We start from the raw sequence: 12866 nt of genomic DNA on the forward strand, positions 1-12866 counted from the left end.
CCCGTGTCCCGGGAATCGCTTCCCATCTGTCTGGACGAACGATGCCCCGTCCGCGTTCCCGCCCGCTTCCCCGGACACGGGTCCGACGGGTCTGTTCAGCGCGTGTTGGGCTATCGGTTGGGCTGGAGGGCGGTCCACTTCACCGTGACTTCGCCCTGGCGCCACCGCCGTACGCCGTCCGCCAGCGGCCAGTCGCCCGACAGTGCCCGCACCGCCGTGATCCAGCGCTGCCGGGCACCCAGCGAGGCGTACGGGGCGGCCGCGGCCCACGCCCGGTCGAAGTCCCGCAGGAACGCATGGACCGGTTCGCCCGGCACATTGCGGTGGATCAGCGCCTTGGGGAGGCGCTCCGCGAGGTCGGAGGGGCGGTCCAGGGAGGCGAGCCGGGTCGCGAACGTCACCGTGCGCGGGCCCTCCGGGCCGAGCGCCACCCATACGTGCCGGCGCCCGATCTCGTCGCAGGTGCCCTCCACCAGCAGCCCGCCCGGCGCGAGACGGGCGCACAGCCGCTGCCAGACCGCGGCGACCTCGGCCTCGTCGTACTGGCGCAGCACATTCGCCGCCCTGATGAGGTCGGGGTGCTCGGGGAGCGGGATCTCGAAGCCGCCGTGCAGGAAGGTGAGGCCCTCGCGTTCGTACGGTTTCGCCGCCGCGACCCGCTCCGGGTCGATCTCGATGCCGACCACCGCCGTGCGCGGCTCGGCGGTGCGCAGGCGCTGCAGCAGCTCGACGGCGGTCCAGGGGGCGGCGCCGTACCCGAGGTCCACGGCGACGGGGGTGTCGGCGCGGCGCAGGGCCGGGCCGTGGGTGGCGGCGATCCAGCGGTCCATGCGGCGGAGCCGGTTCGGGTTGGTGGTCCCGCGGGTCGCGGTGCCGATGGGGCGCATGACAGCGAGCGTAACGAGCTCGCGGGAGGCGGAAGGCGGCGGGCGCAAGGCGGGGCAGGGTGCCGGGAACCCTGGCCCGGCATGCGACCCCCTCATCGTAATGATTTGGTAAAGCGGAAATGAAAGGCGAGATTCCGCTGTTGCAGCCCTCGAAGGGGCTCAGGTCCCTTCGGTGTTGTGCCCTGAGTGGAGGAGGACCGGACGACGTGAGTCAGTACGTCTCCCGGCTCGGCAGCAGCCGTGTCGCGCCGCGCCTCAGGTTCCCCGCCGCCTTCCCCGGCGGCCACCGCAAACCCCGCCGCGTCGCGATGCTCTCCGTACACACTTCGCCCCTGCATCAGCCGGGCACGGGTGACGCGGGCGGCATGAACGTCTACATAGTGGAGCTGGCCAGGCGCCTCGCCGCGATCAACGTCGAGGTCGAGATCTTCACCCGGTCCACCACCGGCGGGCTGCCCCCGGTGGTCGAGCTGGCGCCCGGTGTCCTGGTCCGGCATGTCGACGCGGGGCCGTACGAAGGTCTGGCCAAGGAGGAGCTGCCCGCACAGCTCTGCGCCTTCACGCACGGCGTCATGCAGGCATGGGCCGGCCAGCGCCCCGGCTACTACGACCTGGTCCACTCGCACTACTGGCTTTCCGGCCATGTTGGCTGGCTCGCCGCCCAGCGCTGGGGCGTCCCGCTCGTCCATGCCATGCACACCATGGCGAAGGTCAAGAACGCGGCGCTCGCGGAGGGCGACACCCCCGAGCCCGCCGCCCGCGTCATCGGCGAGACCCAGATCGTCAGCGCGGCCGACCGGCTGATCGCGAACACCGCCGAGGAAGCGGACGAACTCGTCCGCTTCTACGACGCCGATCCCAGGTCCGTCGCCGTCGTCCACCCCGGGGTCAACCTCGACCGCTTCCGTCCCGCCGACGGGCGCGCCGCGGCCCGGGCGCGCCTCGGACTGCCGAAGGACGCCCTGATTCCGCTCTTTGCCGGCCGCATCCAGCCGCTGAAGGCCCCGGACGTGCTGCTGCGGGCCGTCGCCGCCCTGCTGGACCGCGATCCCTCGCTGCGTTGCCGGATGGTCGTACCGGTCGTCGGCGGCCCGAGCGGCAGTGGGCTCGCCAAGCCGGAGGGGCTGCAGAAGCTGGCGGCGCGGCTGGGCATCGGCGATGTCGTACGGTTCCAGCCGCCGGTCGGGCAGGACCAGCTCGCCGACTGGTTCCGGGCCGCGTCCGTGCTGGTCATGCCCTCGTACAGCGAGTCCTTCGGCCTGGTCGCCATCGAGGCCCAGGCGGCCGGCACCCCGGTCGTCGCGGCGGCCGTGGGCGGTCTCCCGGTGGCGGTACGGGACGGGGTCAGCGGCTTCCTGATACCCGGGCACGATCCGCAGGCGTACGCACAGGCGCTGGGCCGGTTCGCCGAGGCGCCGGAACTGGTCGACCGAATGGGCGCGGCGGCCGCCGCGCACGCCCAGGGCTTCGGCTGGGACACCGCCGCGTCCGCGACCGCCGACGTGTACACGGCCGCGATGCAGGAACACCGCCGTCGCGTACGCTCGCACCATGGCTGACGTACCCGATGAAGCGGTGACGACGCAGGTCGCGCAGATCATCGAGGCGACCCTGAAGGACGCCGAGCTCGAATGGGAGAGCCCCGAATCCGGCAGTTATGTCGTCAAGCTGCCCGGCACGCGCAAGCTGTCCACCACCTGCTCGCTGCTCGTCGGCAAGCACTCGCTCTCCCTCAACGCCTTCGTCGTCCGCCACCCGGACGAGAACGACGCGGCGGTGCACCGCTGGCTGCTGGAGCGCAACCTCCGCCTCTTCGGCGTGAGTTACGCGATCGACCAGCTCGGCGACATCTACCTGGTCGGCAAGCTGCCGCTCTCCGTGGTCACCCCGCAGGAGCTGGACCGGCTGCTCGGTACGGTCCTCGAAGCGGCCGACGGCTCGTTCAACACCCTGCTGGAGCTGGGTTTCGCGCGTGCGATCCGCAAGGAGTACGAGTGGCGGGTGTCGCGCGGCGAGTCCACGCGGAACCTGGATGCGTTCACGCATCTGACCCAACGCCCCGCCCACTGACCTTCGTGCCGAGTCCCGGCCGGCTCGGCCAAGGCTTGATCGACCGGCTCAGCTGACCTGCCCCCTGAAGATTTCCCCGGTGCACGACTCTTTCGCCGTGCCCGGGCGCCGTGGCATGCTCGCCGCCGACGCAGATATGAACGTCGTTCACATGCATGAAAGGCGGCTCGGATTCATGGCGACCATGGGGAACATCAGCAGACGCGGACTGCTCGGCAGCGCGGTGGCCGTCGCCGCGGCGACGGCCACCGGCATCATCGGCGGCGCCACGGCATCCGCCGCGAGCCGGGTGACTGCGGCCGGCGCCGCCACCGCGACCGGGCAGGCATCCGCGGCCGGCGGCCCGCGCGCGACCCCCATCTGGCGGGAGTTCGCCGCCGCCCCCCTCACCCACCCGCAGGTTCCCTTCATCGGGCGGGCCGGCTACCGCGGCGGCTCCGACCTGCCCCGCCGCACGGGCCGCGGTTTCGTCGCCGACGTCCTGCACTACGGCGCGAAGCCGGACAACTCCGCCGACGCCGCCCCCGCGATCAACCGTGCCATCGCCGCTGCCGGAGAGCGTGGCGGTGGCACGGTGCTCATCCCCGCAGGTACGTACCGCATCGACGACATCATCCGGATCGGCCACAGCAATGTGGTGGTGCGCGGTGCGGGCAGCGGACGCACCAAGCTGTACGCGACCAAGAACCTCACCGAGCTGATCGGCGTGTACGGCAGCCGCTACGGCGGCGACAAGTCCAGCTGGTCCTGGGCCGGCGGCCTCATCTGGCTCTGCCCGAAGGACCGTTGGGCCTCGCTCACCGACGCGATCAGGGCCAAGGCCTGGCCCTTCGAGGGCTGGACCGGCAACAGGCGCGACGAGTGGCAGACCCTGACCACCGTCGCCCCCGCCGCCCGGGGCGACCGGTCCCTCACCGTCGAGTCCACGAAGAACCTGAAGCGCGGCCAACTCGTCCTGCTCCGCCTCGCCGACGACGCCGACCGCACGCTCCTGGAGCACATGGCGGGCGGCGGCCCCGGCCCCGAGGCGTACTACTGGGACGACAAGACCAAGCTGACCTCGTACGTCCCCTACGAGTGGCCGGTCCGCGTCACCTCCGTACACGGCCGCAGGGTCACGCTGGAGCGTCCGCTTCCGCTCGACATCCGCCCCGAGTGGGATCCGCGTCTGACCACCCTCGCCGCCCCGCTCACCGGTTCCGGCGTCGAGGGCCTCACGCTCGAAGCGGTCGAGACCCCGCAGTCGCAGCATCTGCTCGACAAGGGGTACAACGGGGTCGCGTTCCAGTGCGCGTACGACTGCTGGGCCGACGACATCACCGTCCGCCATGTCGACAACGGCTTCGGGCTGATCGGCGCGTCCGCCTGCACCCTGCGACGTACGCGGGTCGAGGGCCGCGGCTCCCACCACCCGTACTACTGCCGCGAGGGCTCGCACGACAACCTGATCGAGGACTTCACCATCGCTCAGCGGACCGTCCCGGCGCCCGCCGGAACGCAGCTGCACGGCATCAATGTCGAGGGCCTGTCCAGTCACAACGTCTGGTCGCGCGGCGTGATGGAGATGGGGACGTTCGACTCCCACCGGGGCATGCCGTTCGCCAACGTCCGTACCGACATCACCGTGAACAACAACGGGCGCCACGGCGGCGACGCGAGCGCGGGGCCGCTCTTCGGCGCCCGCTTCACGCACTGGAACATCCGGGTCACCAACGGCCGGGCCGGCCTGATGCGGATCGACGGGCTCGCCCCGTACAGCGCGACGGTCGGCGTCAGCGAGGTGACGGAGTTCGACCAGATCGACGTCCCCGACTTCACCGGCGATCTGCACACCCGGCTGGAGGCGTACGGCACGCCGGAAGCGGTCTGGCCGCCCAACCTCCACGCGGCGCAGCGGGCGCTGGCCGGCTGACGGGGCGGGCACTGCGGGTGAGGGGTCAGTTCCTTGCCCGCAGCGCCGACTCCACGTCCTCCAGCGCCGATTCGAGCTGCGGACCGACTTCCTTCCACGTCCGGTCCAGGTGCTCCTGGGGAACGCGGCGCGGGACGGTCTCCACCAGCATGATCAGGTAGAGGTAGCAGCGGTAGAGCGCGAGCCGCAGCCGTACGGACGCGTCGAACACCACCGGCTGCCCGCTGCCGTCCCCGTACCCGGCGAGGAAGTCCTCGTCCTCCTCCATGTTCGCGAACAGGGCGAGCGATACGAAGTCGGCGACCGGGTCGCCCCAGAACATCCGCTCGCCGTCGACGATCCCGCCGATGGTGCGCGCGCCGGGCTCCCCGTCGACGAGCAGGTTGCCCTGCCACAGGTCGAAGTGGACCAGGGCGGGCCGGGTGACGTCGTCGAGTACGGGTGACGCGGCGGCGAGCAGCGTGCGGATTCCGGCCGTCGGGCGCGGCAGCCGGGCGCGGTAGGTGTCCGCGTCGCCGAGGACGGCTTCGGTCATCGCCGTGAACGCCTGTCGCCAGGTCGGGGACAGCGGGCCCAACGCCCGGGCCGGATAGCCGAATCCGCCGGGGCCCGTGATGGAGTGCAGCCGGGCGACGATCCGCCCCAGCTCGTTCCTGAGCCGGCGCTCCTCGGTGTCGGACATGACGCGGTCGGCCGCGCCGCCGGCGATGTCGCACCAGGGCTGACCCGGGCAGGCCGACATGATCACGTACGGGCCGGTCGGGGCAGCCGGGTCGAGTTCGCTGTGCAGGACGCGGGGGACTGCCGCCGACTCGCCCGCGCAGGTGTAGAACTCGACCTCGTTGACCAGCAGATCGCGCTCGTAACTCATCAGGGCTCCGTCGGTCGTGGGCGGAGGTATCTTCACCACCCAGTCGCTGCCGTCGGTGAGAGTCACCCGGGTGACGGCGTTGAACGTGCCTCCGGCGAGGGGTGCGACTGTGGCGATCCGGTCTTCGGCCACGCCAACGGACCCGAGAACGGCCGAGGTTGCGTCATCTGACTGCATGGGCTGATTTCCCTCTGTGTCGGTATTCGATCCGGGTTACGGCGACGGACAGCGTCTTCACGGGATGATCACGGCGCCATCACGATCACATCCCGTGCCCTGGTTGATTGATCGTCAAACCAACTGCCGCTCATAGAGTGAGCAAAACCCGAAGACCCAGCTCAGAGAGACGGACCGGACCATGCGATCCACCGCCATACGCCGTACCGCTGTTGCCGCCACCGCGGTGTCCCTGGCCCTGCTCGCCACCGCCTGCGGCGGCTCGGACTCCGGTTCCGGTTCCGGCGGCAAGGGCGCGGATGCCAAGGGCAAGGAGTCCGCCGCCGCGAAGCCGGCCGCCAAGGCGCTGACCGCCGCCGAGCTGGAGAAGGCGGCGCTGGCCCAGGGCGACGTCAAGGGCCACAAGATTGCCAAGGCCGCGGCCAAGGACGTGATCTCCGGCGACGACATCAAGGTCGAGAAGGAGGTCTGCGCCCCGTTCGCCGACGCGCTGATGGGGGCGCAGGTCGGTGAGCCCGCGGCGTTCACCAAGCGGACGGTCGTCAGCGAGCCCAAGAAGGGCAGCATGGACGAGCAGGACGGCGCGGATGCCGAAGACGCGTTCAAGGCGGCGTTCGACATCACGACGACGCAGCTGGCCCTCGGCTCGTACGACGGCAAGGGCGCGGAGGAGTCGGTCGCCTCGCTGCGCACCGCCGCCACCGACTGCGCGGGCGGGTTCGACTTCACGGCTGCCGGTGAGAAGCAGAAGGTCAGCAAGATCACCGAGGAGCAGGTCAAGGGCGGGGAGGACGCGGCCGCCTGGACGGTGCAGGTGGAGCAGGGTGGCGAGAAGGTCCGGTTCAAGCTCGTGGCCATGCGCCAGGGCCCCTCGTTCGCCTCGTTCTCCTCGATGAACCTGGCCGCGATGGGCGGGGGCGAGGACTTCGAGCTGCCGACCGCGGTGGTCGAGGCCCAGGCCGCGAAGCTGGCGTAAGGGGCCGGCCGCAGTGCCGAGCGTCCCTCTTGGCGGCGGTCCTGCGCCGGTTGGCCGGCGCCGTGTCCGTGGAACAGGTACGCAAGCCGACGCGTGTGAGTACTCGTACTCATGATCGGTGCCTCATCCTCCGGGCAGGCTGGCCGTACCGACCACCCAGAGGGAGCCAACCGTGCACAGGATCAGCCGACTTGACCGATGGGAGCCCGCGAGAAGTAGGCGTCGCCCGAGCCGGTCCGCGGTGGGCCTCGCCCTGGCCTCCGTGACCGTGGCGCTGCTGACCGCGGGCTGCTCCATGCAGGACGCGACTTGCGGCGGCGGCGAATATCCGGTCCTGGTCGTCGGGGACGCCGGATCGGCGTGCGTGCCCGACGGCGAGGCACCACCGAAGGGATACGCCCGGTATCCGAAGGGCAAGGTTCCCGAGCATGTGGGCGACAAGTGGGACAAGTACTGGGAGACCCACACAGTGGACAAGAGCGGCAAGGTCATCGACATCCCCGCCGAATCCGGGGAGTGAGGCAGGCCCGCTCGGGCGCCCGCGGTATCCCCTCGGGTCGGTGCCGGTTCAGGGCAGCGGGACGAGCCTCACCACGGTGACGATCAGGACGGACCCGGAGACGTAATAGAGCACGATCGCCCCCGCGACCGTCGCCTCGCGGCGGTCGCGCTCGCTCTTGACGGCCGACGACCCGTGCCCGTACGGGTCGAGGCCCAGGGTGCGCGCCATCTCGTCCCGGAAGACCTCGCCGTCGCGCATCTTGGCCAGGGTGTCGTCGGCGGGCGGGGCGTAGGAGATGCGGAAGCTCAAGCGACGGTCCGCCTCTCGGCCTCGTCCTGCGCCAGCCGGTCCAGGATCTTCTCCGCCTCCGGATCGGGTACGGCCTCCAGCATCCAGTGCCGCATGACCGCCTGGATCTCGCTCACACCGGCGTCGTTGATGGCGCGGTCGAACTCCTCACGTCTCTCCTCGGGCAGGGTGGCCCGGATGTCCGGAATGCTGTTGGGCACGTCGACTTCGGCGCCGCCGACGAAGGTCTTCAGGGGCTCGCCCATGATTGCTCTCCCCGCTCTCCTTGCTCTCTCCGCACGGCCCGTCCGATCGGCTCCGCCCATGCGCGGGCCGGTGCTCGGGACACGGTAGCGCCAGGGCCCGCGGCCAACGCGGAGCCCACGCGATACGTTCACCCCATGACGGGAACAACATGGGACATATTGCTGCTCGGTGGGGCGTCCGGCGTCGGCAAGAGCCGGGTCGCTGCGCAACTGGCCGATGAGGCCGAGGCGTTCGTGGTCGAGTTCGACGACGTGGTCAGCGCCGTCGAAGCCATGACGACGGCTGATGGCCACCCGGCTCTCCACCACTTCGACGACATAGCCGACACCGCGCAACTCGCCACCGAGCAGGTGCTGAACCTCCAGATCGCCACCGCCGGGGCCCTGGAGCCCGCGGTGCTGGGCGTCGTCCGCAACCGCCTGACCGTCGACGTACCCGCCGTGATCGAGGGCGACTACCTCACCCCGGCGGCTGCCGCGGCAGCGATCCAGGAGGGGCGGGCGGCGGGCCGCCGCGTGCGGGCGGTGTTCCTGCACGAGGGGGACGCGGACCGGATTGCTGCCAACTACGCCTGCCGGGAGCCCGGCAGCGGCGAGCAGCGGCATCGGGCGCGGGTGAGTGCGGAGTACTCGCGGTGGCTCAGCGACCAGGCGTCTCTGCACGCACTGCCGGTGGTCGCGTGCCGCCCGTGGGGCACGCTGGCTGCGCGCATCGGGCGGGTGTTGGGTGCGGAGGGAGATCGGTATGGGCTGCTGGAGGTTCCCGGGGCGTGAGGAAGTACGGGGGTGAGGGGCGTTGCCACTTTCGTCCGGCCCGGGAATGAGTTGCACGTAACGCAGGTAGCCACGCACGAGGGGGCCAGCCCGTTCGAGCCGGGCCAGGTGGGTCGACACCCGCTTCAGGAGTTCGATCACTGCGAGTTGTTGCCTGCTGGAAGGCGGCGTCCTGCGAGCCGGGCGGTCTACCTGCTGCCGCGTCCGTCCGTCGGAGTTCGGCGTCGTTGATGTCAGGTGCGGATGTCACCGGCTCTGCAGACAGGCTGCGTCGTCGGCAATGTCAGCTGCGTGGGGTTGAGTGGGGCGCATGGATCACTCCAAACTCCTGGCCACCGTATGGCAGATGCTCGACGCAAGATCGCCCAGCGATGCACCGAGCATTATCGATGTGCCGGACGGCACCACTCTGCAGGAGCTCGTCGCCGCAATTGGCGGGCGCGCGGGCCGGTTCCGGAACATCGCTTCGGGCGGTTTCACCGCCCCCTCGCTCGCTGAGCGCACAGGGCTGCCCCTCGTCGAGCCCTTTGGTGAGAAAGTACTGGAGATGCGGGGGTGGGCTTACTGGTCCCACTGGATCGGGTGCGGCCAGGTTGCCTCCCCGGAGGGAAGTCGGTTGGTCGTCGTGGTCGCAGGGCGTGAGGATCCTGCGGCCGGAGGACTCCCGGAGGACGCGTCGTGGACTGAGAAGCTGCGCATTCTCACCGGATGGGAACCGATACCCCAGCCGGCCGTCGACTGGTCCGCCGCTGAAGCCGCCCTGGGCACGGCGCTTCCGAGGGACTACAAGGAGACCGTCGATCTGTTCGGCGTGGGCAGCTTCGACTGGTACCTGGACCTCCTCGTCCCGGGCATTGTGGGTATGGACCTCGTGAAGTGGGCCGAGAGCGACGTGGAGCATGCCGCTGCACTGTGGCACCCCTATGTCGCCCACCCGGCACCCCACGGGCTGCTGCGTTGGGGGACGTCGGAACAGGAGATCGACTTCGTCTGGCAGACGGGCGCTGCTGACCCTGACGACTGGCCAGTGCTCGTACGGCACGACTTCCATAGCTGGGAACGATTCGACTGCGGCTTTGGTGAGTTCGTCCTGCGCATGCTGACGGACGTGCAGTTCGGATTTCCTACGAGCGGCATCGCCGCCCACTCCTTCGTAAGTTTCGACCTGCCGTAATTCTGGGGTGTGGTTGGACCAGGGCCGCTCGACACCTTCGCCCCGGGAACGAGTCAGGGGCCCGAACCGCTTCGCGGATGAGGGCCCTGACCCTGCACTTCTCTGTCGAGGCAGGGGGATGTGAACCCACGACCCTCGCGGAGCACCTCGGTCACTCGGACCCCGGGCTGACGCTCCGCGTGTACGCGCACCTGATGCCCTCCAGCCAGGAACGCACGCGCTCGGCTGTGGCCGCTGTCTTCGCTACGGCCCGATCGAGCACCTGACGGCCCAGCGACGGCCCCAGCGCAAGAACGAGCCCCCTACTCGCGGATAAACCGCAGGCAGGGGGCTTGTCTTGGTCGCGTTACTACTTCTTGCCCTGGTTCTTCACGGCCTCGATGGCGGCCTTCGCCGCGTCCGGGTCGAGGTACGTGCCGCCCGGGTTGATCGGGCGGAAGTCGGCGTCCAGCTCGTAGGCGAGCGGGATGCCGGTCGGGATGTTCAGGCCCGCGATGTCGGCGTCGGAGATGCCGTCGAGGTGCTTGACCAGGGCCCGGAGGCTGTTGCCGTGGGCGGCGACCAGGACCGTGCGACCGGCCAGGAGGTCCGGGACGATGTCGTCGTACCAGTACGGCAGCATGCGCTCGACGACGTCCTTGAGGCACTCGGTGCGCGGGCGCAGCTCCGGCGGGATCGTCGCGTAGCGCGGGTCGTCGCTCTGGGAGAACTCGGTGCCGTCCTCAAGGGCGGGCGGCGGGGTGTCGTACGAGCGGCGCCAGAGCATGAACTGCTCCTCGCCGAACTCGGCGAGCGTCTGCGCCTTGTCCTTGCCCTGCAGGGCGCCGTAGTGGCGCTCGTTCAGCCGCCAGGAGCGGTGGACGGGGATCCAGTGGCGGTCCGCGGATTCCAGCGCGAGCTGCGCGGTGCGGATGGCGCGCTTCTGGAGGGAGGTGTGCAGGACGTCGGGGAGCAGGCCGGCGTCCTTGATCAGCTCACCGCCGCGGACTGCCTCCTTCTCGCCCTTCTCCGTGAGGTTGACGTCCACCCAACCGGTGAACAGGTTCTTCGCGTTCCATTCGCTCTCGCCGTGGCGGAGGAGGATCAGCTTGTACGGTGCGTCGGCCATGGGTCCGAGCGTAATCGAAGCCGTACGGGCGCTGCGCGGCCGGTCACAGGGCGGGACAGGTGGGGCGGGTGAGGGGTGCGTGAGGGGTCCGGGGCGCGACGATTGACGGGCGGCGTCAATTGACTGGCGGACCGGAATCCGGGATTCGTAATGTTCGGTTAGCCACCGGACCTCTTACCGGCGGTGCCCGTTCCGTACTTCCCTGGGGGATTCCGTATGTCTGTCGCCGGTCTCAGACGGGCCGCACGCGAATCCGTGTCCGGTCTCCCCAGGGAGTTCTGGTGGCTGTGGACCAGCACGCTGGTCAACCGCCTCGGGGCGTTCGTCGCCACGTTCATGGCGCTCTACCTGACCCTGGACCGGGGCTACTCCGCCTCGTACGCCGGTCTGGTCGCCGCGCTGCACGGGCTCGGCGGGGTCGTGTCCTCGCTCGGGGCGGGGGTGATGACCGACCGGCTGGGCCGCCGGCCCACCATGCTCATCGCGCAGACCTCGACCGCCGTGTCCGTGGCCGTGCTCGGGTTCATGGTCCATCCGGTGGCGATCGCGGCCGTCGCCTTCGTCGTCGGCATGGCCAGCAACGCCTCTCGGCCCGCCGTGCAGGCCATGATGGCCGACATCGTTCGGCCCGAGGACCGGGTGCGGGCCTTCTCGCTCAACTACTGGGCGATCAACCTCGGCTTCGCCGTCTCGTCGGCCGGGGCCGGGTTCGTCGCCGAGTACAGCTATCTCGCCGGGTTCCTGGGCGAGGCCGCGATGACGCTGGTCTGCGCCTTCGTCGTCTTCATGAAGGTGCCCGAGTCGCGGCCCGAGAAGCCGGCGGTGTCCGGGCGTGCGGTCACCGGCGCGGACGAGGTCCGGCTCTCCACCGTGCTGCGCGACGGCCGGTTCATGAGCGTCGTCGGGCTGTCCTTCGTCATCGCCCTGATCTTCCAGCAGGGGTACGTGGGGCTGCCGGTGGCCATGGGGGCGGACGGGTTCTCCAGCTCCGACTTCGGCACCGCCGTCGCCGTCAACGGTGTGCTGATCGTGGTGCTCCAGATCCCGGTCACCCGCTTCATCCAGCACCGCGATCCGCGCCGGCTGCTCATCGTGTCGTCGCTGCTTGCCGGGTACGGATTCGGGCTGACGGCGTTCGCCGGTTCGGTCGCCGTGTACGCGCTGACCATCTGTGTCTGGACGGTCGCCGAGATCGTCAACTCGCCCATCCAGAGCAGTCTGGTGGTCCGGCTCTCGCCCGCCCGGGGCCGCGGCCGCTACCAGGGCATGTACACGATGTCCTGGTCCGCAGCCGCGCTGATCGCACCCCTGATGTCGGGCGTGGTGATCGACCGGTTCGGGGCGCAGTGGCTGTGGGGGGCGTGCGCCGTCCTGGGGACCGGGGCCGCGCTCGGGTACTGGCTGCTGATGCGGAATCTGCCGGGGGCGGACGGGGCGGCAGTGCCCGAGGGGAACCGGGTGGCGGGGAGTGCTGTCCCGGTCGGGCCGGGGGCCGACGCCGGCCTCGATGCCGGGCCGGGCCACCACGCCGGTCCCGAGCCTTCCGTCGAGCGGATGGGCTGAGACTGCCGGTAGCGGGCAGGGCGGCCGCGGGGGCCGGCAGGGGCTGCCCCGCACCGCGCCCGCACACGACGGCGCCCCGCGCAAAGCAGAGCGCAGCCTGCTCCGCGCGGGGCGCCCTTCCGGCTCCGTACCGGCCCGGCCGGTCAGCCGGTGCAGCCACCGCACTGGCACGGGGCCCCGGACTGGCAGCCGCATCCGCAGCCCGAGCCGCAGCCGCAGGCGCCGAGCACGGTCAGGTGCACCACTTCAGCGGGTGCCTCCTGCTGGGGGTCGGTCGTGGGGGAATCGGCCATGGTTC

At 70.6% G+C, this 12866-nt stretch carries 14 protein-coding genes; 8 read left to right on the forward strand and 6 right to left on the reverse strand.

Annotated elements, in window-relative coordinates:
* Window positions 1-110: 110 nt before the first annotated feature.
* On the reverse strand, window positions 111-887 hold the full coding sequence (locus ACGFU7_RS23910) for a class I SAM-dependent methyltransferase (RefSeq protein ID WP_393698058.1): 777 nt from the start codon (window positions 885-887) through the stop codon (window positions 111-113).
* Between the two features lie 206 nt (window positions 888-1093).
* Here ACGFU7_RS23910 and mshA point away from each other — a divergent pair, with 206 nt between their 5' ends.
* From mshA to ACGFU7_RS23925, 3 genes are all read left to right on the forward strand, one after another.
* A complete protein-coding gene (mshA, locus tag ACGFU7_RS23915) occupies window positions 1094-2446 on the forward strand; it encodes a D-inositol-3-phosphate glycosyltransferase (RefSeq protein ID WP_393698059.1) in 1353 nt (450 codons plus the stop codon).
* Window positions 2439-2957, forward strand: a complete 519-nt coding sequence (locus ACGFU7_RS23920; protein WP_393698061.1) for a YbjN domain-containing protein — start codon at window positions 2439-2441, stop codon at window positions 2955-2957. The genes mshA and ACGFU7_RS23920 overlap by 8 nt, the downstream gene beginning before the upstream one ends.
* 151 nt (window positions 2958-3108) lie before the next feature.
* Entirely contained in the window at window positions 3109-4869 is a 1761-nt protein-coding gene (locus tag ACGFU7_RS23925) for a glycosyl hydrolase family 28-related protein (protein WP_393698062.1), read from the forward strand.
* A 25-nt stretch (window positions 4870-4894) separates the two neighbouring features.
* On the opposite strand, the gene ACGFU7_RS23930 is transcribed toward ACGFU7_RS23925, so the two are convergent.
* A complete protein-coding gene (locus ACGFU7_RS23930; protein ID WP_393698063.1) occupies window positions 4895-5917 on the reverse strand; it encodes a phosphotransferase family protein in 1023 nt (340 codons plus the stop codon).
* 181 nt (window positions 5918-6098) lie between these two features.
* Between ACGFU7_RS23930 and ACGFU7_RS23935 the strand changes: the two genes are divergently transcribed.
* The gene (locus ACGFU7_RS23935; protein ID WP_393698065.1) at window positions 6099-6893 is read left to right on the forward strand and encodes a hypothetical protein; all 795 of its coding nucleotides are present in this window, start codon (window positions 6099-6101) and stop codon (window positions 6891-6893) included.
* Window positions 6894-7134: 241 nt separating this feature from the next.
* A complete protein-coding gene (locus ACGFU7_RS23940; RefSeq protein ID WP_393698067.1) occupies window positions 7135-7413 on the forward strand; it encodes an SCO0607 family lipoprotein in 279 nt (92 codons plus the stop codon).
* Window positions 7414-7461: 48 nt separating this feature from the next.
* On the opposite strand, the gene ACGFU7_RS23945 is transcribed toward ACGFU7_RS23940, so the two are convergent.
* Together ACGFU7_RS23945 and ACGFU7_RS23950 are read right to left on the reverse strand one after the other, a co-directional pair.
* On the reverse strand, window positions 7462-7704 hold the full coding sequence (locus ACGFU7_RS23945; protein ID WP_393698068.1) for a hypothetical protein: 243 nt from the start codon (window positions 7702-7704) through the stop codon (window positions 7462-7464).
* On the reverse strand, window positions 7701-7949 hold the full coding sequence (locus ACGFU7_RS23950; RefSeq protein WP_114245784.1) for a hypothetical protein: 249 nt from the start codon (window positions 7947-7949) through the stop codon (window positions 7701-7703). The genes ACGFU7_RS23945 and ACGFU7_RS23950 overlap by 4 nt, the downstream gene beginning before the upstream one ends.
* A 135-nt stretch (window positions 7950-8084) precedes the next feature.
* Here ACGFU7_RS23950 and ACGFU7_RS23955 point away from each other — a divergent pair, with 135 nt between their 5' ends.
* Window positions 8085-8723: an AAA family ATPase gene (locus ACGFU7_RS23955; protein WP_393698070.1), complete on the forward strand. Its 639-nt coding sequence runs from the start codon at window positions 8085-8087 to the stop codon at window positions 8721-8723.
* Window positions 8724-9033: 310 nt separating this feature from the next.
* Window positions 9034-9897, forward strand: a complete 864-nt coding sequence (locus ACGFU7_RS23960) for a hypothetical protein (protein WP_393698071.1) — start codon at window positions 9034-9036, stop codon at window positions 9895-9897.
* A gap of 349 nt (window positions 9898-10246) precedes the next feature.
* Here ACGFU7_RS23960 and ACGFU7_RS23965 read toward each other — a convergent pair whose 3' ends face one another.
* Window positions 10247-11005 (reverse strand): phosphoglyceromutase, encoded by a 759-nt coding sequence (locus ACGFU7_RS23965; RefSeq protein WP_393698073.1) that lies wholly within the window; start codon window positions 11003-11005, stop codon window positions 10247-10249.
* A 216-nt stretch (window positions 11006-11221) separates the two neighbouring features.
* Here ACGFU7_RS23965 and ACGFU7_RS23970 point away from each other — a divergent pair, with 216 nt between their 5' ends.
* Window positions 11222-12568, forward strand: coding sequence for an MDR family MFS transporter (locus tag ACGFU7_RS23970; RefSeq protein WP_393698074.1), 1347 nt, complete (start codon window positions 11222-11224; stop codon window positions 12566-12568).
* A 143-nt stretch (window positions 12569-12711) separates the two neighbouring features.
* Here ACGFU7_RS23970 and ACGFU7_RS23975 read toward each other — a convergent pair whose 3' ends face one another.
* Window positions 12712-12861: a hypothetical protein gene (locus ACGFU7_RS23975; RefSeq protein WP_393698076.1), complete on the reverse strand. Its 150-nt coding sequence runs from the start codon at window positions 12859-12861 to the stop codon at window positions 12712-12714.
* Window positions 12862-12866 lie beyond the last annotated feature (5 nt).

Source organism: Streptomyces sp. NPDC048473, from assembly GCF_043200155.1.
Classification (GTDB): Bacteria; Actinomycetota; Actinomycetes; order Streptomycetales; family Streptomycetaceae; genus Streptomyces.

Excerpts from the sequence above, each read along its gene's own strand:
- ACGFU7_RS23910 (WP_393698058.1), bottom strand. The coding sequence starts at position 887 with ATGCGCCCCATCGGCACCGCGACCCGCGGGACCACCAACCCGAACCGG.
- ACGFU7_RS23920 (WP_393698061.1), top strand. The coding sequence starts at position 2,439 with ATGGCTGACGTACCCGATGAAGCGGTGACGACGCAGGTCGCGCAGATC.
- ACGFU7_RS23925 (WP_393698062.1), top strand. The coding sequence starts at position 3,109 with ATGCATGAAAGGCGGCTCGGATTCATGGCGACCATGGGGAACATCAGC.
- ACGFU7_RS23930 (WP_393698063.1), bottom strand. The coding sequence starts at position 5,917 with ATGCAGTCAGATGACGCAACCTCGGCCGTTCTCGGGTCCGTTGGCGTG.
- ACGFU7_RS23935 (WP_393698065.1), top strand. The coding sequence starts at position 6,099 with ATGCGATCCACCGCCATACGCCGTACCGCTGTTGCCGCCACCGCGGTG.
- ACGFU7_RS23950 (WP_114245784.1), bottom strand. The coding sequence starts at position 7,949 with ATGGGCGAGCCCCTGAAGACCTTCGTCGGCGGCGCCGAAGTCGACGTG.
- ACGFU7_RS23955 (WP_393698070.1), top strand. The coding sequence starts at position 8,085 with ATGACGGGAACAACATGGGACATATTGCTGCTCGGTGGGGCGTCCGGC.
- ACGFU7_RS23960 (WP_393698071.1), top strand. The coding sequence starts at position 9,034 with ATGGATCACTCCAAACTCCTGGCCACCGTATGGCAGATGCTCGACGCA.
- ACGFU7_RS23965 (WP_393698073.1), bottom strand. The coding sequence starts at position 11,005 with ATGGCCGACGCACCGTACAAGCTGATCCTCCTCCGCCACGGCGAGAGC.
- ACGFU7_RS23970 (WP_393698074.1), top strand. The coding sequence starts at position 11,222 with ATGTCTGTCGCCGGTCTCAGACGGGCCGCACGCGAATCCGTGTCCGGT.
- ACGFU7_RS23975 (WP_393698076.1), bottom strand. The coding sequence starts at position 12,861 with ATGGCCGATTCCCCCACGACCGACCCCCAGCAGGAGGCACCCGCTGAA.